This is a genomic window from bacterium (assembly GCA_035419245.1).
In the GTDB taxonomy this organism is placed as follows: domain Bacteria; phylum Zhuqueibacterota; class Zhuqueibacteria; order Residuimicrobiales; family Residuimicrobiaceae; genus JAKPUX01.
In genome coordinates this window covers 49,771-74,212 of the sequence record DAOLSP010000007.1, presented here as the reverse complement: position 1 = coordinate 74,212, position 24,442 = coordinate 49,771, and the positions used below count along the sequence as shown (strand labels likewise).

Sequence of the window (24,442 nt, the reverse complement as noted above, 5' to 3'; positions counted from 1 at the left end):
ATAAGGAGAACGAAAGTGAAGTGGAGGGTATGGTTGTTCGCGGTGGGATTGGGACTCTGGACGGCGTGCAGTGACCAGTCCACCAATCCGGAAACGCGCCCCCCGGTACCGCGTTTTGTCCAGGCCGTTCCGGACACCGCCGAGGATGAGGCGGGCATCGATGCGGTCCCCGAAGAGGATGCCATTTTTCTGCAATGGCGCCGGGAGGAAGCCCTTTCGGCATTTGAATTGTTCCGCGGTCGCGCCGGGGAGAAGAATTTCGCTCGGATCGCCCAGCTCACAGCGCGGGATACCACTTTTTTAGACCGGGTCGGTCCCAACAACCGCTGCTGGTATTATCTGCGCGGCGCTGACGCTGACGGACATCTCTCCGCGCCCTCGGATACGATCGATTATATGCTGCTGGACAAGGCCACCGATCTGCAGGTTGCCGACGGGGATACCCTGCGCTTCTCCTGGAGCATCGGCCTGCGGCGTCCGGCCTCCTATGTGCTTCGCCTAAAGGAGGAGGAAAGCGGCGTCTGGATCTGGATGGGAACAGTAGAACCCGGATTTCAGGGAACCCGCGAGAGCGTCCGCTACAACTACGACGGCCGTGCCCGGCAACCGCGTTTGCTGAAAGGGGTGCGTTATCTCTGGCGGCTCGACTGCGTCGGTGCCGCACCCCATAGCGGCAGTGAATCGGCATGGCAGCGTTTCATCTTGTTTTGAACTTGGGAGTATAATGCAATGTGGCTAACAGGTTTTAACAAACCGGCGCGGACCAGCTCGATCCTTCTGGCCGTCGCCCTTTTGGTTAGTCTTCCGGCGGCCGGCCAAAGCCTCAACAGCGGAGCGCTGCTGCCCCAGTGCCGACCGGCCTGGGTGCTGGAGCGCGGCCATCTGACCGCGCATCTTCACTCCGGTTTCTGGGGCCGAGCGGCGCAGCAAAGCTATCCCCCCTATGGCGCTCCCGGCACGCGCAACATATGGGATCTGCAGAGCACCTTCGCGTTGAATTACGGCCTGGGCGCCCATCTCGAGGTCCAGATTTTGCCGGTACTCTATCAGTCGCTGCAGGCGGAGGGCGGCCGTTTCGGCCATGACATCACCCTCGCTTTAACACTGGGCTCCTTCCAGAAACCCGGCAAGTCGTGGTTTCTCGGCCTTCAGACAGCGGTGCTCATGCCTTCCGGGCTGGGCCATAACCTGCTTTTTGAGCCCTACAGTCCCAGCCGGCATGCATTCACCCTTACCGCTCTGGCGAGCTGGGCCGCCGATTCCGAATTCCCTGCCGAGTCCGTCAGTGCGCACCTGAACCTTGGCTGCACGCTTTACGACGATGTCGGTCTCCGGTTCGCCGACCGCATTCTGCGGACGGAGAGCTATGCCCTCAAGCGCAGCCAGAACCTGGCCTGGAGCGCAGGGCTATCCCTGCCCCGCGACTATTTCGACTGGGGCCTGGAGACCTATGGGCTGACCTGGATACAAAAACCGCCGGCGGGGGCCGAGGGGAGGGAGGATTATCTCTATGCATGCCTCTCCATGCGGTACAAACCGTGGCACTGGCTCCATCTTTCTCTTGCGCTGGACCGCCGGCTCTCTTCCGGCACCGATGAAACCATCCCGTCCTTGGCGGCGCGCGGACTGGGGGCCTTGCCCAACTATCCGGCCTGGCGACTCGAGCTGGGTCTGCACTTCAAACTGCTGCCGGTGACCTTGATCCTGTCGGATGACCGGGAGATCCTTCTCAAACGCGGAGAAGAACGATCGCCGGTGGTTGAGCAGATCCTTGACAACAGCACCCGGGGTGCGGAGAGCAAGGATGACCTCGAACGCCTGCGCGCCGAACGGGAACGGGCGGAGAAGGAGCTGGAGCGGCTGCGGCGAGTCATCGAGACCCGGCAGCAGGAGGAGAAGAAGCCGGCTCCGGATCAGAACTTGTGACCGTCGCGGCGCTTCTGGCTGTATCGTGCCAGGGTGTCATGGATGATTCGATAGCCCTCTTCAGCGGGCGGAACCTCGTCCATTGCCACTACATTGTTGATGCTATAGCCGTAAGGTATTTTGGTGATGGCGTTAGAGATGAGGGCGATTCCAGATCACGGATGACCCCATGCCATGGATGGATCATGATACCCACCCTCTGTGGCTGGTTCTTTTTCTATAAGCGCCCGCCTGGTACCGTTATGTTCACGTTCCCGCCCTTTCATCTGACCAGCACCAGCTTGCGGCTGAGCGTCTGCTTTCCCGCAACCACCCTACAGTAATAGATCCCGCTTGCCGCCGTCTTGCCCAGATCGTCGCGACCATCCCAATGCAGATCGAGATAGCCTTCCCGGGCTTCGCCCTGATAGAGGCGTCGGACACACCGTCCCAGCAAATCGGTGACCTCCACTTGGAGCGGACCCCGCTGCGGCAGGGAGAGAATCATCCGGGTTTCGTTATTAAAAGGATTGGGATAGTTGGGCGACAGCATCATTTCGGCGGGTAGAGGCAGCAGGGCCTGAACAACCGGCGGCGTCTGGGTGCCGCCGTCGCGGCTCAAGGCCTGCAAGCGGTAAAAACAGCGCTCGCCTGCCGGGGCACTGGTGTCCAGGAAGGCATAGCGGCCGTCCGCGGCGGGCGGGATCAGGGTGCTGATGGCGCTCCAGGGACCGGTCTCGAGGGGCGCGCGTTGGATCATGAAGCCGAGGGGATCGGTTTCGAGCAGAGTCTGCCAGACCAAACGGATGCCATGGCCCGGCTCAGCCTCGGCCCGGAAGCTCGCAAGCCACACCGCCGAGACGAGCTTGAGCGACCAGCTGCGGCTGACCGTGCTGGTCTGATCACTGATCACCACCTTGACCTGGGCATCGCCGGAGGGGATCAATTCGGACTGCAGCCGCCATGCGGATTTGCCGTATGAGCAGAAGGCGCCGTTGAGATACCAGGTGTAGGTGAGGGGATCGCCATCCGGATCGGAGACGGCCACACTGAAATCGACGGCCTCCGGCTTGTTCAACTGGACAACCGCCTGCTGCGGCTGGCATTTCGCGGCATCGACCAGCGGCGGCCGGTTGACATTGCGGACGATCAGGGGTAATTCAGAACGGCTCGAGGCCCCGAAGGGATCCGCAACCTCGAAGGAGAGGGTATACTCGCCCGCCTGATCGTAGGTGGGCTGCCAGGAGATCGTCCCGTCCGGACCGAGGGCCGCTCCGGGAGGGGCTATCAGCAGGGCGATGCGTATCGAGTCGCCCTCGAGGTCACGCGCGGTTACGGCGTAGCGCCAGACCTCATTTTCATGGATCACGATGCTGTCGGGGAGGGTGAGTTGCGGCGGCTGGTTAGCCAGCGCGGTCGCGGAGAAGATAGAGGGGGCAACGCCAAGTCCCGTGCTTGCGGCTTGGGCGATCTGGGGGCCGATTTGCCCGCCCAGGCGCCAGAGCACCGAGGCCACGCCGGACGAGTCGGTAACCTGCAGGGCGCCGGGTATGAAAGCGCCGCCGGTCGCAGCGGTGGAAAAGAAGATGGTCTGCCCCGGCACGCCGTTGGCCCAGGCATCGCGGAGCTGCACGATGAGGGGCTGGCTGAGTCGGTGCCACGCGACGCCGCTTTGATTATTTCCATTCAGGACGGCCAGTTCGGCCGCCGAGCCCGGCAGGGCCGTGATGAGGAAGCGGACAAATCGTTCTGGTGTATCCGCCAAGGCGGCCGCGATGGCGATCCGGCCACTGCGCGTCCCCGCGCGCACCTGGATGGCGCTGGTTCCTGTCGTGTCGGTATAGAGGGTGATCTGGGCCGCACCGGAGGGGGAGGCGTCGCCGGCTTGGGCCTTCAGGCTGGCCGAGGGATCCAGAAGATCGGCGTTGCCCTCCACGAGCGAGAAACGGACGGCTGTATGGGCCACACCGCGGCCGTTGGCGTCAAGAACGCGGACGGCGAGCGGAGCGCCAAAGATCGTGGTGACCTGAGCACTCTGAGCGTTGCCGCCGACTGGTTCAAGCTGCGCCGCCTTGGGATGGACGAAAAAGATCGATTTGGCCGCGGTGAGCCACTGGCTGCTCGTGGCGACCCGGGCCTGAACGGTGAGCGTCCCGGCCTCTTTGGAACATACCCTGGCTTGCAGGACGCCGGCACTGTTGCTGTAGCCCTGGACGGGCTTGATTTCCGCGGCGAGACCGCTGCTAACCAGCACGATGCCCTGGCTGGGGATGGGATTGCCCCAGGCATCGCGAATGGTGGCGGTGATCATGCCCTCGCTCACGCCGTCAGCAGGAAGTGGCGAATCGGCGTTCAGGATGGAACGACTGATGTCCGGTGCTCCGGGCAGGGCGGTGGCAAAGATCAGCCGGTGCGATCCATTGACAGGAAGGCCGTTTTTATCGAGACCAATCATCTGCACCGCCTGTGTGCTGTCACCGGCGAGGGTGCCCAGACGCCAGGTCGTCTCCGCTACGCCGCTGCGATCTGTGGTCAGGACGGTCAGTGTGTCCTGCGCGCTGCCGAGCACCCCGTTGCCACGCGCAATCCGGAAGCGGATCGTTTTGCCGGCCAGGGGATTCCCGAGACCATCGAGAGCCCGGGCGCGAAGAGGACCGGAAAGCCACTGCTGCACCGGGCCGCTCTGACCGGCGCCGGCGAGCAGTTCGATACTCTGTATGTCGCCCGCCTGGGGAGCGACGCCCCGGGCGTAAAAGCAGACCGGAGAACCCTCGAGCGGCGTGGTGCCGTTTTTTAGGCTGCTCGAAGCCTCGGCGCGATGCGTCGAATCACCCAGGCTCCCGCCGAGAGTCAACCAGGCTGCAGCCAGGCCGTTCTCATCGCTGGTGGTGCTGAGCGTATTCGCACCTGCAAATTGGCCGTTTCCTGCGGTCACGGTGAATCGCACGGGGTGGTTGGGCGCAGGATTACTGAAGCGGTCCGTAACCCGAACCATCAAGGGCTCAGGCAGCGGTGAGTTGACCAGTCCGCTCTGGCCACTGCCGGAAAAATAACTGATCCGGGCGGCGGCATCAGCCACAGCGGAGGCACTGAAGAGCGTGCTTTCGGTGGTCAATCCTTCCGCCCGCGCCGTCACCTGATGGAGATCATTTCCGGCCTGGCTGCCCAGCTGGAACTGTACGCGGGCATGGCCATGGGCATCGGTTTGGGTTAGCACCTGGGAGACACCGTTGACCCTGCCATTGCCGCTGGTCACGCTGAAGCGAACGGGATGGTTGATGATGGTGTTCTGGTAAAAATCCTTGAGGGCGACCACCAGGGAGTCGGGTAGCACTGTGCCGGCGACGCCGGATTGATGATTGCCGGAGAGCGCGAAGAGGAAGGCGGGGGGACCGGCGGTGGCGCTTGCGTAAAAAACCAGCGGCGCTCCATTGAGAGCGCGGCCGTTGGCGGAGGATGCCGCTTCGATCTGGTTGTTGCGCGTGCCCGCGATCGTGCCTAGGGTGAGCGGGACCGCCGCGGTGCCGGCGGCATCGGTTGTGGCGTTGTAGAGGGTCTGTCCGGCGCCGTTGAGCGAGCCACCGCCGGCGAGAATGCGGAACTGGACGTTGTGACCCGCGACGGGATTGCCGTAGCGGTCCGCGACCCGCACCGTCAGGGGTGTCGCGAGTCGGACGGCTACGGTCCCGGTCTGGTCATCACCGGCGATGGCGAGGAGGCGGTTGGGCGGTGCGGGCACGGCGGTGGCTTTGAGCAGCCGCGGCGAGCCCTGCAGCCCGGCTGCCTCAATCCTGAGGCTCTGCTCGCCGCTCTGCGAACCCAGCCGCCAGTACAGCGAGAGGATGCCATCGCTGCCGGTGGCAAGCTGCAGCGTCGAATCCGCGCCCACGGCCGCGGTTTTGGCAATGCGGCCGCCGGAGAGAGCGCTGCAGAGGACCGGCCAGGAGGCGATCGGCTGACCATCCGCCCGCGTGACTTTGAATCGGACCGGGAGGGCCAGAACAGCGTGGACGGTGTCGGTCTGCGCATCCCCCTGGAGATAGACCAGGTTGGTCGCGCCGTTCACGAGGGTGGCGGTAAAAAGGGCCTCGCAGCCGGCGATCGCCGGGGTGGTGGCGGCGACGGTCTGGATGCCGGCGGCGCCGCCGGGGATCAGGACCATCCGCGCCTGCCCGAGTGAATCGGTGATCGTCTTGCCGTCCGCTGGACTGAGAAGACCTCCGCCGGAACGGACGCTGAACCATACCGGTGCACCGGGAACCGGATTGCCGAACGCATCCCGGAGCGTGACGGCCAGCGGTTCGGCGAGCGGCACACCGGCCTGGACGGCCGTCTGGTTGTTGCCGCCGCTGATCGTCATCGTCGCGGCCGCGGCGGCTAGTGCCTTCGCGCGGAAACCAGCCGTAATCAGATCGCCCGTAGCGGTTGCGCGCGCTTGCACTGTGATCGCCCCGGCAGCGGTCCCGAGCTGGAGCGAGCGCTGCGCCAGTCCCTGGCTGTCGGTCGCAAAGGGGTCGCCGCTGCCGCTCTCTCCAGTTCCGCCAGGGACATACGCCAGATTGGCGGTTACCAGAAGGCGGTCGAGCTGGAGGGTGCCCTGAGGAACCTCCAGGAGCAAGCGGTGCGATCCGGCGGCGAGGTTCCACCCGCCGGCGGCGCCGATCCGGATCCATTGCCAGACCCCGCTGGTGCTGAGGCTTTGGGTCAGAGCTGTCCCGTCGACGGTCACACCCAGGGTGATGCCGGCGGCGCCGGTACGGGCGCGGACCCAGAGCGATGCGGAGGCGCCGGCCGGAAGTGAAAAAGTGAGGGTGTCGCGGCCGCCGCTGCGGCTCTGGGGCGGCATCAGGACCAGACCGCTGCCGGAAGCGGTGGCGTCATACGCCCATGCGAGACGGCCTCCGAGGCCACCGGATTCCGCTTCCAGCCATAAGCCGCTTGTACTGCCGGCAGCGGGCAGCAGCAAAGAGGCGTCGCCGGAGAGGACCGTGAAATCGACATGCACCCCCGCTACGGGTTTGCCGGTGGCATCCAGGGCCCGGACGGCGAGGGGGAGGGCGAGACGCTCGCTCACCACGCCGGACTGATCCTGGCCGGAGGCAATGGCAAGCTGTTTCGCCGCTGTCCCGGCGGCGGGGGCCTGCGGCGAGATGTGCAGGATTTGATCCGCCGCAACCTCGCGCAGCACCAGAAAAGTGTTGTCGGTGAACTGCGCCAGCAGGTCGCAGCTGGTGCGGTTGCCGAGGCCGAAATGCTGCAGGGCAGGATACTGCGCGAGGTGTCCGCCGCCGGAGACGATCTCGCGGTAGCCGAGGAGCGCCGCCGGATCGCCGGCCTTGCCCGCTTCATAGCACCAGAGTTTGGTGCCGAAGGCGCTGGCGTTGCCGCCGGGGCCGGCGGCGTCGATCTTGAGGTAATGGCCGGTCCGGGCGAGGGTATTTTCTCGGTAGACGTTGAAGATATCCGAACGGGTGAGGAAGAAATCGAGATCGCCATCGTCGTCGCCGTCGAAGGCGGCACCGCTGCGGACATCACCGGCGGCTGTTTCTGCGCCAGTGGAGCGGACCGGCGTGAAGCGCATGCCGCCCTCATTGCGGTAAAAGGCGCCGGTGGTGCTTTCGCCGGTAGTAATGAGGTCGAGGTCGCCGTCGAGATCAAAATCCCCGGCAAGGACGGAGAAGCCGCTCATCGGAATATTGAGGGTGGCCGATATATCCTGAAAGGAGCCGGCGCCATTGTTGCGATAGATGCGCAGTATGGGATTGGGATCGGCAGTGGAGGCGGAGACCGCAACGAGCAGATCGAGGTCGGCGTCGTTGTCGAGATCGGCCCAGAGGGCACCGCGGCAGTTGGCATTGAGAGCGAGTCCCGCGCCTGCGGCGCCCTCAGTGAAATAACCGGCGCCGTTGTTGATGAAGAGTTTGTTGGCCGCGCCGCGCTTGACGATATAGATATCGACGTCGCCGTCGTTGTCGAAATCGGCGGCTGCGGCGGCTTCGCTGGGGATCGCCGGTTCATCGACGTCGTTGGCACCATGATCCACGCGCTGAAACCGGCCGTCGCCGCGGTTGAGGTAGAAGGCGTTTTGGCTGCGGGAGTTGACGGCATAGAGGTCGAGGTCGCCATCGCCCTCGGCGTCGAAGGCCAGCAAGGCGGTGGTCGTGGCGCTGGCGGCCTCCAGGCCGGAGGCTGTGGTGATCTCCTGAAAGAAGCCGGCGCCGGTGTTTTCATAGAGCCGGATGCGTCCCGGCGAGTTGGCGTTGATCAGATCGAGATCGCCGTCGCTCTCGATGTCGGCGAAGAGGACACCGCGGCTGTCGCCGGCGTCCTTAATGCCCCGGCTCTCCGCCTGTTCGTTGTAGGACGCGGCTGTCCCCCTCTGCATAAGAAAGTCGCGGCGAAAGACGCTCTCCGCGGTTGTGCGCGTCACATAAAGGTCGAGCCGGCCGTCGCCGTCGGCGTCGGCGACAGCGAGCCCCTGGCTGCTGTATTCGGCATCGAAGCCGGCGGTATTGCTCTCCCAGGAGCGGTCGGTGAACCAGAGCGGCGTCCCGGAGAGTACCGGGATCATCACCGAAGCACAGGTCGTGCCGATCAGGCGGTGGCCGTCACTGTTGGGATGGAGCGTGTTGGTGGGGGCCAGGGCGGTCGCGAGATACGGGGTATAGTTCGTGTTCTTGTCGTTATTGAAGAGGGGATTCTCATAGAATGGGGTGAAGCAGTCGATGAGGTGAACGGGTTCGGGCTGTCCTGTGATGGCGCCGCTGGCATAATTTCGGACAACATGGGCGATCTCCATATTGTAGACCGCCACCAGACTGTCGGCGGATTTTATCGGCGAAATCAGGCAGACAAAGATATGCTGGAGATCGGTGCCGCGGGTGCCATCGCGCCATTTGAGCAGATAGCGGATCAGGCTGGCCATCTGGCCGGCGGGAGTGGTGTTGAAGGTGGTGGTGCCGTAAGGGCCGACTGGTGCGCCAGCGAGATCATTGAGGTTGTTGGTACCGAGAAAGATGCCGACGACGTTGGGCCTGTAGTTGTTCAAGTCTTCGGTGACATCCATCTTGGGCGCGCGGATGCCATTGTCGGGATAGAAATCGAAGGTCTTGCGGCCGCCTTGGAAATGGCCTTCGTAGGGGGCGGCGCCATAGGCGCCGACGAAATCGATGGCGAGGCCTGCGGCAACGAGCTGATCGTAGAGTACTTTGCGGTAGCCGAGGGTGTCGTCGGCGAATTTACCGGCGGTGATCGAATCGCCGAGCAGCATGATACGCGTGGCCGTGCCCAGGGCGATCTGCTCCAACTGCAACGTCGCGGCCGGCGCCGGCTCGCCCGCTGCTGCGGTGATTACCAGACGTACGGCATCGGATTCTTCGCCGGGGAAGGTGAAGGTGAGCGGGCCGGCGCCGGCCGCTGTGGCGGTGACCACGGTATGAAAGGGGGCATTTCCCTTTTTAAGCTGCAACAGGATGGTGCGCGCCGGGGCGCCGGCTGGAAGGTCAAGCTGAAGGGTGGCGCGGCCGACCAGCAGAGGGCTCTCCAGCAGCCAGGTCCTGGCCTGGCTGCCAGCGCTCCAGGCGGCATCGCCGGAAAGCCCGGCGGCCTCCGCTACTGAGAGCCGGGTGAGCGGCAAGGGGGCCAGATTTGTGACCGAGCGGTAGGTAATCAAGCTCTCGCTGCGCGGCAACGGCTTGCCGAACCACTCCTCTGCGGAGGAGGTCTCAAGGGCCGTGGCGGGATGCGAAAGCAGGAAAACCAGGCTGAGCAGCAGGGGCGGATGGAAACGATGCACGACAAAATTCCTCTAGCAGGTCTGGTCCTGTTTTCAGGGCGCTGGGGCATAGCTATTTAAATAGAAATACGGTAAACAGGGCGATTTGCGGAGGAAAAGAGAACCTGGAACCGTTTGCTGGAAAGGGTAAAAGAAACGGAGTCTGCGGTGCGTCAGGCACGAACCGGAATTCGGGCAGCCTCTAGATCGGGAAATTAGCTTGACAAAATGATGTTTCTTTAATAAATTAGGTTTAATTTAGATCTGGATTTTTCCCATCGCCATGAACCAAGATCTTTTACGCGTGCTCGGTATGACGTTCCATGCCTATCACGGCCTGGAACATCAAGAGATCAGAAACGGCCAGCGGTTCGAAGTGGACGTGGAACTCGGATTCAACGCCGCTCCCGCAGGTCGCAGCGACCATCTCCAGGATACCATCGATGTCCGCCAAGTATACAATCTGGTCCAGGGGGTGGTCCTGGAGCGACGGTTCTTTCTAATCGAGGCCGTGGCCGAACATATCGCCGCCGGTATCCTGGAGCGGTTTCCCGCCGAAGCCGTCAAGGTCCGGGTGCGCAAGCCCTTCGCGCCCTTGGGCGGACTGGCCAACGGCACGGAAATTGAGATCACCCGCCATCGCCATGACACAGATCACTCCTCCAACCGCTCCTGATATCTTTATCGGCCTGGGGTCCAATCTTGGCGACCGCGAGAAGAATCTCATCCGCGCCTTGAAGGCTCTCGAGGAAGAGGGCGTACAGATCCACCGCCTCTCCGGCCTCTATGAGACCGAACCGGTCGGCTTCGCACAGCAGCCCGATTTTCTCAATCTGGTTGCCGGGATCGCCACTTCGCTCTCCCCCCTGCAGCTTCTCTCCTGCCTGCTGGAGATCGAGCAACGGCTCGGCAGGATTCGTAAGATCCACTGGGGCGCGCGTACCATCGATCTCGACCTGCTCTGTTTTCAACACATCATCCGGCAGGAGGAACCCTTGATCTTGCCGCACCCGCGTCTGCATGAACGGCGTTTCGTTTTGATTCCCTTCGCCGAGATTGCCGCCGGATACCACGTTGCCGGGCTGAACGCCAGCGTGCGTGAACTACTGCAGGTTTGCGCGGATGCCCACACCGTGCGGCTCTACCGCAGCGCGCAGCACCTGCAACGACGCATGCGAAAGGCACAAGCATGAATCTGCCAAGATACATTTGTATTGAAGGAGTGATCGGGGCGGGCAAAACCAGTCTGACCCGCATGCTGTGCGAACGCTTGGACGCCAAGGCGATCTATGAAAAACCGGAGGAAAATCCCTTCCTGGCTGATTTTTACCGCGATCCGCGGCGCTACGCCTTTCAGGTACAGCTCTTCTTCCTCCTGAGTCGTTACCGCCAACAGCAGGAGAACGTGCAGTCGGACCTCTTTCACGAGACTGCTGTTTCCGACTACCTGTTCGCCAAGGACCGTATTTTTGCCCACCTCAACCTCGAGGACCGGGAGCTTTTCCTCTACGACAAGATCGCTTCGCTGCTGGAGCAGGATATTGTCAAGCCGGATCTGGTCGTCTACCTCCAATCCTCGGTTGAGCGGCTCATGGCCAACATCCACAAGCGCAGCCGGACCTACGAGAAGGAGATGTCCGAGGAATATATCTTCTCCCTGAACGAATCCTATAACCGTTTCTTTTTTCATTACCAAGAGACCCCGCTGCTGGTGGTCAACAGTGTCACCATCGATTTTGTCCATAACAAGGATGATTTTGAGGAACTGGTCCGCCAGATCATGCGGCCGCACGCCGGCATCGAATATTTCTCGCCGGCGCGTTGATTCCTCGCATGCTCATCTCTTTTGTCGAAAAGGCAGTTGCACATGGTATTTCGTCTTGTCATCCTGGCGATCCTTTTGTATGTGATCAGCAAGGTCCTCGGTCTTCTCTTCAGCGGAGCTGCACAGAAGCCGGAGACTAAAGTCCGCGGCACCTCCCAAAACAGCCCACTCGATCTCTCCCAGGAAGATGTGGAGGATGTAGACTATAAAGAGCTCCCACGCAACAAATGACGCGCCACTAATTCATGGAGCGGCCATATTCCCCGCGCCGACCAATCCCCTCCCCTAACGTGACTGTTGTATGGCTCTCTATTTTCGCATTCTGCGCTACCTCAAACCGTACTGGAAGAGTCTGCTGGGCTCTCTGGTTTGTATTTTTTTCTTCACCCTTTTCAGCAGCGCTTCCCTGGTTTCGATCATCCCCTTCCTGGGCACGATCTTTGATGCTCCGCACGCTGGACTGACGGCGGCACCGGCGCAGGCTCCGGCGGTGGGGGAAGAGATCGCCAAGGTGGCACCGGCCGGAGCGGCTGCGGGCTTGACCTCCTCGGTGCGCCATACCCTGACCCGGTACCGGGATCAAGCCATGGCCTTTCTCACCGGCGGGAGCCGGCGCGACGCGCTCAGGCGCCTTTGCCTCTTCATCATCCTGATGATCCTGTTGAAGGGATTCTTCGACTATTTTCAATCCTATCTCATGGCCGGTGTCGAGCAAGGGGTCATTCGCGATATTCGCAACGACCTCTACCGCCATATCAATCAGCTTTCGCTGGGCTATTTTACCCAGACCCGCACCGGGCAGATCATCTCCCGTATCACTAATGACGTCACCCTGGTCAATAGCGGCGTCTCGGCCAGTTTTGTCACCCTTATCAAAAATCCTCTGCTCATCATCACCTATCTGGGTATCGCCATATATCTGAGCTGGTCGTTGACCCTGGTCGCCCTGGTGGTGGCCCCCTTCACCATGGGGATTGTCGGCTGGATTGGCCTGAAGCTGAAACGGGAGAGCACCCTCTCGCAGGAACGCATGGCCAATCTCACCTCGGTGCTGCAGGAGACCGTCGCCGGACAGCGGGTCGTCAAGGCCTTTGCGATGGAGGAGTTCGAGATTAATAAATTCGCCGGGGAGGCCCATCGCTATTATGAGACCCTGTTGCGCATCACCCGCACCCGCAATCTGGCCTCTCCGCTGACCGAATTCCTGGGCACCTTGATCGCCGTAGGCATTCTCTGGTTCGGCGGGCAGCAGGTGTTGGCCGGCAAGATGCTCTCGCCCGAGGAGTTCATGGGCTTTCTCGTCATCGTCTTCTCCCTCATGCAGCCGGTCAAAGAGCTGTCGACCGTGCACAATCGTTTGCAGGAGGCGATGGCCGCCGCGGAGCGTATCTTTGCGGTGCTCGATTTAAAGCCCGCTGTCCAGAGTCTTCCCGCTGCCAAAAAGGTGAACGAGTTCCGTGAAGCGATCGAGCTGCGGGATGTGACCTTTTCGTACGGCAGCGGCGAGGAGGTCCTGCGCGATATCTCGCTCACTGTCCGCAAGGGGGAGATCCTCGCCATCGTCGGTCCGAGCGGGGCGGGCAAATCGACCCTGGTCGATCTGATCCCGCGTTTTTACGATCCCACCAGCGGGATGATCCTGCTCGATGGCATCGATTTGCGCGAGATTGAGGTCTCCCATTTGCGCCGGCTGATGGGGATCGTCACCCAAGAGACCATTCTCTTCAATGACAGCGTCCGCAACAACATCGCCTACGGCTTGACCAGCAAGCCCCTCGAGGAGATCGTCGAGGCGGCGCGGATCGCCAATGTCGATGATTTCATCCGGCAGCTTCCCCGAGGCTATGATACCGGCATCGGCGAGCGTGGCATTGCGCTCTCCGGCGGGCAGCGGCAGCGCCTGGCGATTGCCCGTGCGGTTCTGAAGAATCCCCCCATTCTGATCCTCGATGAGGCTACTTCGGCCCTGGATACCGAATCGGAGGCGCTGGTGCAGCAGGCTATCGAGCGGCTGATGCGCAACCGCACCTCCTTCGTCATCGCCCATCGGCTCTCGACCGTGCTCCATGCCGACCGCATCATCGTGCTTGAGAAGGGAAGGATCGTTCAGATGGGTGTCCATGCCGACCTGGTCGAACAGCCCGGGTTGTATCAAAAGCTCTACGCCATGCAGTTCCGCGCCGCGGAGGTTCCCGAATGAACACGCTCCGTATCGACGATGCTTTTCTCGAAAAGGTCACCCGCTGGAGTCTTTATCTTTTTGCGGCAGCTATGCCTTTTACCATCGCCCTAACCCAGATCGCTGTGGCGGTGGCTGCGATCGCCTGGCTGGCGCGGCTTTTCTACACGCGCACCATCCGTTGTCCGCGCCTCGGCGTCGAATGGGGATTTATGGCCTTCATCGCTGCCGAGCTGCTCGCCTGTCTTTTCTCCACCAATCTCGGCCAGAATCTTATTTATCTGAAACGCTTGCTGCTCATTCCCATTGTCTATATCGTCGCTGCCAACAGCGGAGGGGAGAAGGAACTGCGGCGGCTCGGGCTGATTTTCGCCGGCGCCATCGCCCTCTATTCCGCCTGGGGCATCGGCTCTTTCCTGGTTCATCCGGCCTTGCGGGTCCGTCACATCCAGAACTCGATGACCGCGGGCGGGATCACCATGGTGGGCGCGGTCATCGCCATGGTCTTCGCCCTCCGGGTGCGGACAAGTTGGGAACGCCTTTTCATGTCCGCTGCTGCGCTGCTCTCGTTGGGCTGCCTGTTGCTGACCTCAACCCGGGGATCGTGGGTGGGATTTTTCTTCGCTACCCTGGTGGTGCTGCTCCTGCAGCAGCGCCGGCTGCTGCTGATCCTGCCGGTCATCGCCTTGGCCTTCTACTTGCTCTCGCCGGCCAATTTTTCACAACGCCTGCGCCATATCTTCGATCCGGCATGGGGGACCAATGCGAAACGGATGCACTGGTGGGCGGTCGGCTGGGAGATCTACAAGGATCACCCGGTGGTGGGGATCGGGGATGTCGGCACCACACCGATGTACACGCGCTATGCCGCGCCGGGCGAGAAGGAACTGATCGGCCATTTCCATAGCAACTTTGTGCATATTGCGGTGACTCTGGGCGCCGTCGGCTTGACGGCCTTTCTCTTTATGATGGGATCGATTCTCGTACGGCTGGCGCAGCGATTCCGGGTTTTTGCTAACGGGCACGGCTGGAACAGCGCTTGGGCGCTGGCCGCCCTCGCGGTCTTCATCGCGTTCAATATCAATGGTTTTTTTGAGTGGAATTTCGGCGATCAGGAGATCATCACCATGATCTGGTTTGCCGCTGGAGTGGGACTCGGATTGAAACAGGATGGATGATCCCGCAACCGTGCATACTCGGCAGCGAGAACATGAGCGGCTGAAAATGCTGCTCAAGGTGGCCGGCTCGATCTCGCAGGAGATGCAGTTGGACAAGCTGCTGCGCCTGATCATGGATGAGGTCAAGCAGGTGCTGCAGTGCGACCGCTGCACGGTCTTTGTCCTCGATCGCGAGCGGGATGAACTCTGGTCGCGCGTGGCCCATGGGGAGGCGGAAATACGCTTTCCCGCTCATTTGGGGATCGCCGGGGCGGTGGTCAAAAGCGGTGAGGTGATCAATATCCCCGATGCTTATGCCGACCGCCGCTTTAATCCCAATATTGACAAGCAGACGGGTTACCATACCCGCAATTTACTCTCGGCGCCGATGCGCAACCGACCGGGCGAGATCATCGGCGTCTTCCAGACGCTCAACAAGAATGACGGGCCCTTCACCCGGGATGATGAGGAAATTCTGAACGCCATCTCGGTACTGGCAGCAACGCAGATCGAAAACGCCCAGTTGTACGAAGAGCAAAAAAAGACCTTCGACAGTCTGGTCGAGACCTTGGCCAGCACCATCGATGCCCGGGATCCGCTGACCGCCGGCCACTCGCAGCGGATCGCCCTCTATGCCGAAGAGATCGCCCGGGTGCTGCAGCTGTCGGCTCAGGAGCGCGAGGTGCTGCGCATCTCGGCGCTGCTCCATGATTATGGCAAGATCGCGGTGCGCGAGGCCGTGCTGACCAAGAGCGACCGGCTCACTGAGGAGGAGTACAGCCATATCCGCAACCATGCGGCGTTTACCCGCTCCATCCTGGAGAAGATCCATTTCAGCCGTGAACTCAAGCAGGTGCCGCTGATCGCGGCCTCGCATCATGAGCGCCTCGACGGCAGCGGCTATCCGGCGGGCTTGCGGGAGGACGAAATCCCCGGGCTGAGCAAGATCCTGGCGGTGGCGGATGTCTTCGATGCGCTCACCTCCAAGCGGCACTATCGCACGCGGATGGATTTCGCGGAGGTCATCCAGCTGCTGATCGATGGCTCCGGTTCGCAATTTGACGCAGAGGTCGTCGAGGCCTTCAGGCGGATCCGGCTCGACCGTCTGGTGCGCATTCTCGAGCAGGAGCATGCGGAGCAGCTCGATGCCGGCGATCTGGCCTTTCTCAGCGAATTCGACAGCCGCGATGTCATCGCGTCGGCTGGCGCAGACCCGCCCGATGCCATCGGCATGCGCCTGAGAGCAATTTTTCAAGCCTGTTATCAGCATCACTATCTCCAACGCAGCGAACCTATACAGATGCCACGGAAAGGAGAATGAAATGCGCAGGGTGATCGAAACTGAAGGGGCGCCCAAAGCGATCGGCCCCTACAGCCAGGGCGTGGTTGTGAACGGCATGCTTTTTACTGCCGGCCAGCTGGGCCTGGATCCGCTCACCGGGATCATGGTGGAGGGTGGGGTCAAGGCGCAAGCCCTCCAGGCCATGCAGAATTTGCAGGCGATCATCGAGGAGGCGGGATCTTCCATGGCCTTGGTCGTCAAAACGACCATCTATTTGCAGGATATCAACGATTTCTCGACGGTCAACGCGATCTATGCCGGTTTTTTTCCTGAAAATCCGCCGGCGCGTTCGACGGTTCAGGTCGCCAGGCTCCCCAAGAACGGCTATGTCGAGATCGAGGCGGTGGCGCTCGTGCCGGGCGCGAGAGGATAAAGTGCTAATAGCAAAGCGGGTCTTTCTCTATACAGCCGGCCTGATCCTGGCTGCTGCAGCCGGAGGGGAGATGGTGCTCGGGCAGGTGCCCACTGCCGAAGCGGAAACCCTGACGCTCAGCCGCCAGTCCGCCGTTTCGGATACCCTCAATAATTCCGGGCATAAAGCCGCTCCGGCGGACTCGCTCACCACCGCCCGGAAAGTTAAGAACCCTACCGGCGCCATGCTTCGCTCCATGGTGGTGCCGGGCTGGGGACAGTGGTACAATGAAAAGCGATTTAAGGCGGTGGTGATGATGGGGGCGGAGGCGGGTCTTGTCATCGATGCCATCGTGCAGAACCAGCTGGCGGCGCGTTCACAGCAACTTTATGAACGGGAGTACTACCGCAACAATCGCAGCTTAGCCATTTGGTGGCTCGGTGCGGTCATCCTGTTCAGCATGGCCGACGCCTATGTTGATGCCCACCTTTTCGACTTTGACGAACGGCCGGAGCTGACCCTAGATCCCGTATGGGCGCCGGCGGGCTCACGGCCGTGCCCCGAGGCGGCCTTCCACCTGGCCGTCCATTTTTAATCCGCCCATCCGGCTTTCCCGTCTGCACCTCCAGGCGTCACTTGCAATCACCGCAGAATATGCGTATATTATGACGATTTGGTAAAAAAGCTTTTAGTGCGGAGGGCCATCCAGAAAATGAGCGCAGAATACCTTGAGATACGGCTTGAGGTCGAGCATGCGTCATTTCGTTGACCCCCTCCTGATGGTCCTTGGGCTGCTGTTAAGCCTGCTCGCGGGGAGGGCCCTGGGGGAGGAGCGCGGCCCAGCCGGTGCAGTGGGTGGCGGATTGGCAGCGCCCTGCCCGAGCGCCTTTGCGGCGCCGCTGAGCAGGCCCGATGAGAGGCCGGCCGATACCTCAGGGCGTACGGCGCAACGCGTACCCCACCGCGATTTCTGGCTCGGCAAGGACAAGGCCGATCACCTGGTGGTCAGCGGAGTTCTGGTGGGCTTCGCTTATTACGCCGCGCGCCGGGAACTGCATCTTTCCGATCCCCGCAGCAAGAACCTGGCCGCGGGCTTTAGCCTCTCGATGGGGCTGGTCAAGGAACTGCGCGATCAACGCCGGCCCGGCAATTTTTTCAGCCTCAAGGATCTGGCCGCCGATGGAGTCGGCATGGTGCTCGGTTATTTTCTCTGTTCAGCGGGGGGGCATTGAAATCAGCAAAGGAGTGGTGTGAGTAAAGGATGCCCCATCGACAAGGCCCGGTGTAATTGCGCTGTAGTCGGCGTCTCCGGTGCGGCGGAGGCCTCGCGTTTGGCCTATCTGGCACTCTATGCCCAGCAGCATCGGGGCCAGGAGAGCAGCGGCATCGTCGCCAGCGACGGCAAACGCGTCAGCCGCCATGTCGGGCGTGGTTTGGTGGCCGATGTCTTCAGCGATTCCGCACTCTTTTATCAGCTCGGTGGCTATCTTGCCATTGGCCACAACCGCTATTCCACCACCGGCTCATCCCAACTCATCAACGCCCAGCCCTTGCTGGCTAATTTCCGTGAAGGTCCCTTCGCCATCAGCCACAACGGTAATTTCACCAACTCGGCAGGTCTGCGTCGCCGACTCGAGGAACAGGGTTCGCTCTTCCAGACCAGCACAGACACCGAAGTCGTGCCACATCTGATCGCACGTTCCCGCGAGCGCGCGCTGCCGGAGCGGATCGCCGACGCTCTGTGCCAGCTTGAGGGCGCCTACTCCCTGGTGATGATGTGCAAAGACCGCATCTATGCGGCCCGCGATCCCCACGGATTCCGGCCGCTCTGCCTCGGCAGAAAGGATGGGGTCTGGTTTGTCGTCTCCGAAACCTGCGCCCTCGATCTGCTTCGCGCCGAGATCGTGCGTGATATTGAACCGGGCGAGCTGATCGAGATCCATGAAGGCCGGGTGACCTCCTTTCGCTTCGCCCCGCCCGGGCCTCGTCATGCCTGCATCTTTGAGTTTGTCTATTTTGCACGTCCGGACAGCCGCATTTTTGATGAGAATGTCGACCGAGTCCGCCGCAAACTGGGCAAGAATCTTGCCCTCGAAAGTCCGGCGGATGCCGACATCGTCATCTCGGTTCCCGATTCCAGCAACACTGCCGCAGTCGGGTACGCACGCCGGACCGGGATCAAATTCGAACTAGGGCTCATCCGCAACCACTATGTGGGGCGGACCTTTATCCATCCCCAGCAGGACATGCGCGATTTCAGTGTCCGGATAAAGTTCAATACGGTCAAAGGTGTGCTGCAGGGCCGACGGGTCGTGGTGGTCGAAGACTCGATCGTCCGTGGCACCACTCTGCGCCAGCTGGTCTCCTTGGTCCGCCAGGCCGGAGCCCGGGAGGTGCATGTCCGCGTCAGTTCGCCACCGATCCTCTCGCCCTGTTACTATGGCATGGATTTTCCCAGCAAGTCCGAGTTGATTGCCACCAGCAAAAGCATCGCAGAAATCCAGGAGTATATCCAGGCCGACAGTCTCGCCTATCTTTCGATCGAAGGGTTGCTTGATTCCGTCACCCACGACCCGGGGGGCTTTTGCACCGCCTGTTTTACCGGCGACTATCCGGTTGCCGTTGAAGAAGAATACAGTAAACATGTGCATGAACAGGCTTGAAACGGGCAGGTGGCATGGAGGATTCCACACCGCAGCGGCAGAAGTTGCTTTCCCGGCTTGACTATTTTTTTGTTCTGCGGCCGACGTTGTTCTTCCCCGTCTGGACTGTGGCACTCACCGGCTTCTGGAGCCATGAACGCACGATGGCCGGGCTACCCTGGTTTTACGGATTTTGGCCGCTGCGGGGGATTACGGTGATGCAGGGACTCGCGCTCCTGCTGCTGACCGTGCTGATGGGAGCCGCCTTTCTGCTGAATCAGCTTACAGACGTCGAAAGCGATCGTTTTAACAACAAGCTCTATCTGGTGGCCAGTGGTGCGGTGCCGGAACGGCACGCGAGGATGGAGTCGCTGCTCCTACTCGCTGTCGGCCTTGGTGGCCTGACCGGGTTGAAACCGGCGCTGGCTTTGTGCGCCCTCTTCATCTTTGCGGTAACCGGCTGGGCCTACAGCTGCAAGCCTTTCCTTTGCAAGGACCGTCCCTGGTTGGGACTCTGGGCTAATCTGTCCGGTTCGGTTTTGATCTACCTCTTCGGATGGTCGATGGCCGGCCCCCTCTCCTGGTCCGCTCTGCGCTGCGGCCTGCCCTATGTCCTGGGTATTGGTGCGGTTTATCTCCTCACCACTATTCCGGATCGGCCTGGGGATGCCGCGGCTCACAAGATCACCCTCGCGGTGCGCTGGGGAGAAACACGGATCTATCGTGCGGCGGTGATCTGTTCCGGGCTGGCGGTGGTGGCGGCCTTGCTGACGAAGGAGGGAGTGGCTTTGGCCGCAACCCTGACCGTCTGGCCCTTTTTCATCTGGGCCTGGCATCGTGAGACGGTCGAATCCGCGCTGCAAACCAACAAGATGGCGACGCTGGCCCTCTCCCTGCTGATCTGCTGGCGCATCCCGGTTTATCTGTTCCTGCTCGCCGGGCTCTTTTTTTTCAGCAAATGGTATTATAGACACCGGTTCAATGTTCATTACCCAAGTCTGCTGACATGACAGAAAAACTCGTCCATCTTGTGAATCGCTGTGATTTTTGCGGGGTGTGTGTCGCCGTCTGCCCGCAGGATGCCATCGATCTGGCAGAAGCCAGCCTGGAGATCCTCGTGGAGCGCTGCACGCTTTGCGGATCGTGCGTTCAGGCCTGTCCGGTGCGCGCCCTGGAGGAGTGGGATGCGGAATGAATACGATGTCGTCGTCATCGGCGGCGGACCGGCGGGAACGACAGCGGCGCGCCATGCCGCCGCCCGCGGCGCGGCTGTGGCCCTGTTTGAAAAAGACCGTGAAATCGGCGTACCGGTACGTTGCGCCGAAGGGGTCAGCCATGCCGGGCTCTGCCAGGAGCTGGAGATCCAGCCGCGCTGGATTGCCCAAACGATCACCGGGGCATGCCTGCATGCCCCCTCTGGAGCCGCTGTCCCGCTCAGCTCGGATCAGGTCGGCTATATCCTGGACCGCAAGGCCTTTGATTATGATCTGGGCCGGATGGCCGCAGCAGCCGGGGTATCCCTCTTTATGAAGGCCTACGTCTGCGGCTTGATCCTTGAGCAGGGCTGCGTTTGCGGCGTAGAGGTTGAGCATCTGGGCGAGCGGCGGCGCATCCGGTCCAGTATCGTGATTGCGGCCGACGGCGTGGAGTCACGGGCCGGGCGCTGGGCCGGCCTTAAAACCCGGACAGTCCTGGCGGATATGGAGAGCTGCGCCCAGGTGACCATCGGCGGTTACGCGGGCGATCCGGAGGTGATTCACTTTTATTTCGGGCAGGAAATTGCACCAGGGGGATATGCCTGGATCTTCCCGAAAGGCAACGGCATGGCTAATATCGGCCTGGGTGTAGCGGCAAGTGCCGCGCGAGTGCGTTCACCCCATGAATGCTTGCAGGCCTTCCTGGAACGCGAATTTCCGGGGGCGCCGGTGCTCAGTCGGGTTTATGGAGGGGTGCCCTGTTCCGGCCGTTTCGATGATATCGTTGCCGGCGGTCTGATGCTGGCCGGAGACGCTGCCCATCAGGCCAATCCTTTGACCGGCGGCGGTATCGTAACCGGCCTCATTGGCGGCCGTCTTGCCGGTCAAACGGCCGCGGCAGCGATCGCGGAGGGCCGCTATGACCGCGACCGCCTCCGGGCCTACCTGCGCGCCTGGCGGCAGGCGCAAGGCGACCGGCAGGCACTCTACTGCCGCCTGCGCAACTTTGTCTTCAGTCTCGAGGATAAGGACTATAATGCCCTGGCGGTGAGTGTGCTCGCCTTGCCGCCTGAAAAACGCAGCATGATCAATATCTTCAAGTCGGCGCTGATCCGCAAACCATCACTCATTCTCGATGCCGTTAAACTTTTTACCTAGGGAGCGCCATGAAGTTGGGTCTGATGGAAATCATCAAAAAGGATAAGCACCTTCTAGGCCTTCCGAATCTGCTTTCGTTCTCACGGCTCCTCTTTCTGCCGCTGATCTGCTATGCCATAACCCTTGAACCCGAGCATGGTGGTTGGCTCGCCCTACTCCTACTGGGCCTCTCCTTCATCACCGATTTTTTCGATGGTTTTGTCGCGCGTCAGCGGCAGCAGTTTTCCGAACTGGGGCGGATCCTCGATCCGGTCATGGACAAGCTCAATGTCGGCCTGATCATGATCATGCTAGCCTGCTGCCGGGATCTGCCCTGGTGGTATGTCCTGATGGTCATCGGCCGCGACTTGGTCATTCTGATCCTCAGTCTCTATGTCATCAAGCGCCGGCAGCATGTCCCGCAATCCATCTTCATCGGCAAGGTGGCCCTGGTAGCCTTTCTGGTGGTCATCATGACCTACATCATGAACTGGCGGCCCTTCAATTATATTGCCCTGGCTGTGTCGGTCACCCTGATTCCCGTCACGCTCTTCTGCTACATCATTCCCTATGTGCGCCGCAGCCGGATGCCAGAGCAATTTTGAATCGGCTCTCCCGGTTTTCCCAATCATGAGAGGTTGATTTGTTGAACGTTTTTAAGAAATTCCAGAATGGCCTGGCCAAGACTAGATCGGGTCTCGTCGAGGGCATCCAGCGCCTAGTCGCCCAATCGCGCGGAATCGATGAACCATTTCTCGAAGAACTGGAGGAGCTGCTCATCCTCAGCGACCTAGGGGTCGGGACTGCCGAGACCGTCATCGAATCGCTGCGCCAGCGGGTCCGGGAAGGCGGGCAGACTGATGCCGATGCCCTGCTCGGGCTCCTCAAGCAACAGCTGGTGGAACAGCTGAAGAAGAGTCTTGCCGCTGCAGTGGCAGCGGAGCGGCCGGGGGCGCAGCCCAGGGTTGTGAGCGTGGTCGGCGTCAACGGCGCAGGCAAGACCACGACCATCGGCAAGCTGGCGCATTGGTATGCTTCCCGGGGGAACAAGGTGCTCCTGGCCGCGGCCGATACCTTCCGCGCCGCCGCCGCCGATCAGCTCGACATCTGGCGCGACCGGGCCGGAGTGGAGATCATCCATTCGCAAAGCGGGGCCGATCCTGCGGCGGTGGCCTTTGATTCGCTCAAGGCTGCGATGGCCCGCCGCGTCGATTATCTCTTCATCGATACCGCTGGCCGGCTGCACACAAAGGGAAACCTCATGGCCGAGCTGGAAAAAATTCACAAGGTCCTCGCGCGCCAATGCCCCGGCGCGCCGCACGAAGTCCTGCTGGTCATCGACGCCACCACCGGTCAGAATGGACTCATCCAGGCGCGCAAATTCGCAGAGGCCGTTCAGGTGACCGGCCTGGTCATTACCAAACTGGACGGCACCGCCAAGGGGGGTATCGTCTTTTCCATCGCCCGCGAGCTGGGCATCCCGGTGCGGTATATCGGCCTGGGGGAGGGGATCGACGATCTGAAGCCCTTCGATCCGCACACCTTCGTCGAGGCCCTTTTCTCATGAAACTTCATTATGTGAGCCTTGGCTGCCCCAAGAACGCCATCGACCTCGAGATCATCCTGGGAGGCCTCGCACCACAGACGGAGATGGCCGCTGTGCCTGAAGACGCGGATGCGATCCTGATCAATACCTGCGCCTTTATCACCAGCGCTAAGCAGGAGGCGATTGAAACGATTCTGCAGATGGCGGCGTTAAAAGAGAGCAAGCCCGGCGTGAAGCTCCTCGTAAGCGGCTGCCTGCCGCAGCGTTACCAGCACGAACTGGAAGAGCTTTTCCCCGAGGTGGATGCCTTTTTCTTTGATCGTGAGGCCGCAAGAACCGCCGTAGAGATCGGGACCTTTCTCGGCCTCGGCGGCCACCCCTGCACCCGCCGTTACCGGCTGACCCCCGGGCATTACGCCTTTCTCCGTATCTCGGAGGGTTGTGACAACCGCTGCTCCTACTGCGCCATCCCCCTGATCAAGGGACCCATGCAAAGCCGGCCGCTTCCGGCTATCCTCGAGGAGGCCGAGAGGCTGGCTGCGGAGGGCGTGCAGGAACTCATAGTCGTCGCCCAGGACACCACGCGCTATGGCCGTGACCTCGACACCCCATTGCGGCTGCATCACCTCCTCGCCAGCTTGCAGCAGGTGCGCGGCCTCCGCTGGATCCGGCTGCTCTATACTCATCCAGCCCACTGGTACGACGAACTGATCGATACCGTCGTGGGGCTGGACAAGGTGGTCCCGTATATCGACCTGCCCATCCAGCATATCTCCGATCCGATTCTGCAGGCGATGGGTCGGCACAGCAGCCGGCGCCAGATAGAGGTACTGATCGAGAAATTGCGGCGTGCTCTTCCCGGACTGGCCCTGCGCACCTCGCTGATCGTCGGCTTCCCGGGGGAACAAGCGCGCCATTTTGGCGAGCTGTGTGCGTTCGTGCGCGAGATGCGCTTCGAGCGTCTCGGCGTCTTTTGCTATTCACCGGAGGAGGGGACGCCCGCCGGGAACTGGATTGGGAGCGTGCCGGAGGAAGAAAAACAGGCCCGGATGGAGGAGATTCTGACGATTCAGGCGGAGATTTCCCTCGAGCATAACCAGGCGTTGATCGGGCGCAAGCTGCAGGTGGTGGTCGATGAACCGGGCGAAACGGAGGGCACCGCTGTGGCCCGCACCTGGTGGGATGCCCCCGAGATCGACAACACGGTCGTGCTCGACAGGCCGCTGCCTCCGGGCAGCTGGGCCAATGTGGTCTGCACCCGGGCCGAAGTCTATGACCTCTACGGGCACGTCGTGGATGGGTATGAATAAAGTGGAAATGAGTTTACTTCATCGGGTGTTCTACCATGTAGGAAAACCGCCGACGCGGTGGCCAATCTTGGAAGGAG

The 24,442-nt window shown here is 61.5% G+C and carries 20 protein-coding genes; 19 read left to right on the top strand and 1 reads right to left on the bottom strand.

All coding sequences use genetic code 11. The features are described 5' to 3' along the window. Positions 1–15 precede the first annotated feature (15 nt). A complete protein-coding gene (locus tag PLH32_10650) occupies positions 16–711 on the top strand; it encodes a hypothetical protein (protein HQJ65059.1) in 696 nt (231 codons plus the stop codon). A gap of 18 nt (positions 712–729) precedes the next feature. After that, positions 730–1,926, top strand: coding sequence for a hypothetical protein (locus tag PLH32_10645; GenBank protein HQJ65058.1), 1,197 nt, complete (start codon positions 730–732; stop codon positions 1,924–1,926). Between the two features lie 262 nt (positions 1,927–2,188). Here PLH32_10645 and PLH32_10640 read toward each other — a convergent pair whose 3' ends face one another. After that, positions 2,189–9,700 carry an Ig-like domain-containing protein gene (locus PLH32_10640; GenBank protein HQJ65057.1) on the bottom strand — a complete coding sequence of 2,504 codons (7,512 nt, stop codon included), beginning with the start codon at positions 9,698–9,700 and terminating at the stop codon, positions 2,189–2,191. A 262-nt stretch (positions 9,701–9,962) separates the two neighbouring features. On the opposite strand from PLH32_10640, the gene folB reads away from it, so the two are divergent. From folB to rimO, 17 genes are all read left to right on the top strand, one after another. After that, a complete protein-coding gene (folB, locus tag PLH32_10635) occupies positions 9,963–10,355 on the top strand; it encodes a dihydroneopterin aldolase (GenBank protein HQJ65056.1) in 393 nt (130 codons plus the stop codon). Beyond that, positions 10,303–10,872, top strand: coding sequence for a 2-amino-4-hydroxy-6-hydroxymethyldihydropteridine diphosphokinase (gene folK / locus PLH32_10630; GenBank protein HQJ65055.1), 570 nt, complete (start codon positions 10,303–10,305; stop codon positions 10,870–10,872). Before folB ends, folK begins: the two co-directional genes overlap by 53 nt. Next, positions 10,869–11,504 (top strand): deoxynucleoside kinase, encoded by a 636-nt coding sequence (locus tag PLH32_10625; GenBank protein ID HQJ65054.1) that lies wholly within the window; start codon positions 10,869–10,871, stop codon positions 11,502–11,504. The genes folK and PLH32_10625 overlap by 4 nt, the downstream gene beginning before the upstream one ends. Positions 11,505–11,546: 42 nt before the next feature. Then, complete coding sequence (locus tag PLH32_10620; GenBank protein ID HQJ65053.1) at positions 11,547–11,735, top strand: hypothetical protein; 189 nt, start codon at positions 11,547–11,549, stop codon at positions 11,733–11,735. Between the two features lie 70 nt (positions 11,736–11,805). Next, positions 11,806–13,704, top strand: coding sequence for an ABC transporter ATP-binding protein (locus PLH32_10615; protein ID HQJ65052.1), 1,899 nt, complete (start codon positions 11,806–11,808; stop codon positions 13,702–13,704). Beyond that, positions 13,701–14,861: an O-antigen ligase family protein gene (locus PLH32_10610; GenBank protein HQJ65051.1), complete on the top strand. Its 1,161-nt coding sequence runs from the start codon at positions 13,701–13,703 to the stop codon at positions 14,859–14,861. The genes PLH32_10615 and PLH32_10610 overlap by 4 nt, the downstream gene beginning before the upstream one ends. Beyond that, on the top strand, positions 14,854–16,161 hold the full coding sequence (locus tag PLH32_10605; protein ID HQJ65050.1) for a GAF domain-containing protein: 1,308 nt from the start codon (positions 14,854–14,856) through the stop codon (positions 16,159–16,161). The genes PLH32_10610 and PLH32_10605 overlap by 8 nt, the downstream gene beginning before the upstream one ends. Position 16,162: 1 nt before the next feature. Continuing rightward, on the top strand, positions 16,163–16,555 hold the full coding sequence (locus PLH32_10600; protein HQJ65049.1) for a RidA family protein: 393 nt from the start codon (positions 16,163–16,165) through the stop codon (positions 16,553–16,555). 1 nt (position 16,556) lies between these two features. After that, complete coding sequence (locus tag PLH32_10595) at positions 16,557–17,129, top strand: DUF5683 domain-containing protein (protein ID HQJ65048.1); 573 nt, start codon at positions 16,557–16,559, stop codon at positions 17,127–17,129. Positions 17,130–17,286: 157 nt separating this feature from the next. Then, the gene (locus PLH32_10590; GenBank protein ID HQJ65047.1) at positions 17,287–17,766 is read left to right on the top strand and encodes a hypothetical protein; all 480 of its coding nucleotides are present in this window, start codon (positions 17,287–17,289) and stop codon (positions 17,764–17,766) included. An 18-nt stretch (positions 17,767–17,784) separates the two neighbouring features. Next, positions 17,785–19,197, top strand: a complete 1,413-nt coding sequence (purF, locus tag PLH32_10585) for an amidophosphoribosyltransferase (GenBank protein ID HQJ65046.1) — start codon at positions 17,785–17,787, stop codon at positions 19,195–19,197. Further along, positions 19,194–20,186, top strand: coding sequence for a UbiA family prenyltransferase (locus PLH32_10580; protein ID HQJ65045.1), 993 nt, complete (start codon positions 19,194–19,196; stop codon positions 20,184–20,186). Before purF ends, PLH32_10580 begins: the two co-directional genes overlap by 4 nt. Beyond that, the gene (locus PLH32_10575) at positions 20,183–20,371 is read left to right on the top strand and encodes a 4Fe-4S binding protein (GenBank protein ID HQJ65044.1); all 189 of its coding nucleotides are present in this window, start codon (positions 20,183–20,185) and stop codon (positions 20,369–20,371) included. The genes PLH32_10580 and PLH32_10575 overlap by 4 nt, the downstream gene beginning before the upstream one ends. Continuing rightward, the gene (locus tag PLH32_10570) at positions 20,361–21,530 is read left to right on the top strand and encodes a geranylgeranyl reductase family protein (GenBank protein HQJ65043.1); all 1,170 of its coding nucleotides are present in this window, start codon (positions 20,361–20,363) and stop codon (positions 21,528–21,530) included. Before PLH32_10575 ends, PLH32_10570 begins: the two co-directional genes overlap by 11 nt. Positions 21,531–21,538: 8 nt before the next feature. Further along, a complete protein-coding gene (locus tag PLH32_10565; GenBank protein ID HQJ65042.1) occupies positions 21,539–22,114 on the top strand; it encodes a CDP-alcohol phosphatidyltransferase family protein in 576 nt (191 codons plus the stop codon). Positions 22,115–22,155: 41 nt separating this feature from the next. Beyond that, positions 22,156–23,076, top strand: a complete 921-nt coding sequence (gene ftsY / locus PLH32_10560) for a signal recognition particle-docking protein FtsY (protein HQJ65041.1) — start codon at positions 22,156–22,158, stop codon at positions 23,074–23,076. Beyond that, positions 23,073–24,365, top strand: a complete 1,293-nt coding sequence (gene rimO, locus PLH32_10555) for a 30S ribosomal protein S12 methylthiotransferase RimO (protein ID HQJ65040.1) — start codon at positions 23,073–23,075, stop codon at positions 24,363–24,365. Before ftsY ends, rimO begins: the two co-directional genes overlap by 4 nt. The last annotated feature ends 77 nt before the right edge of the window (positions 24,366–24,442 follow it).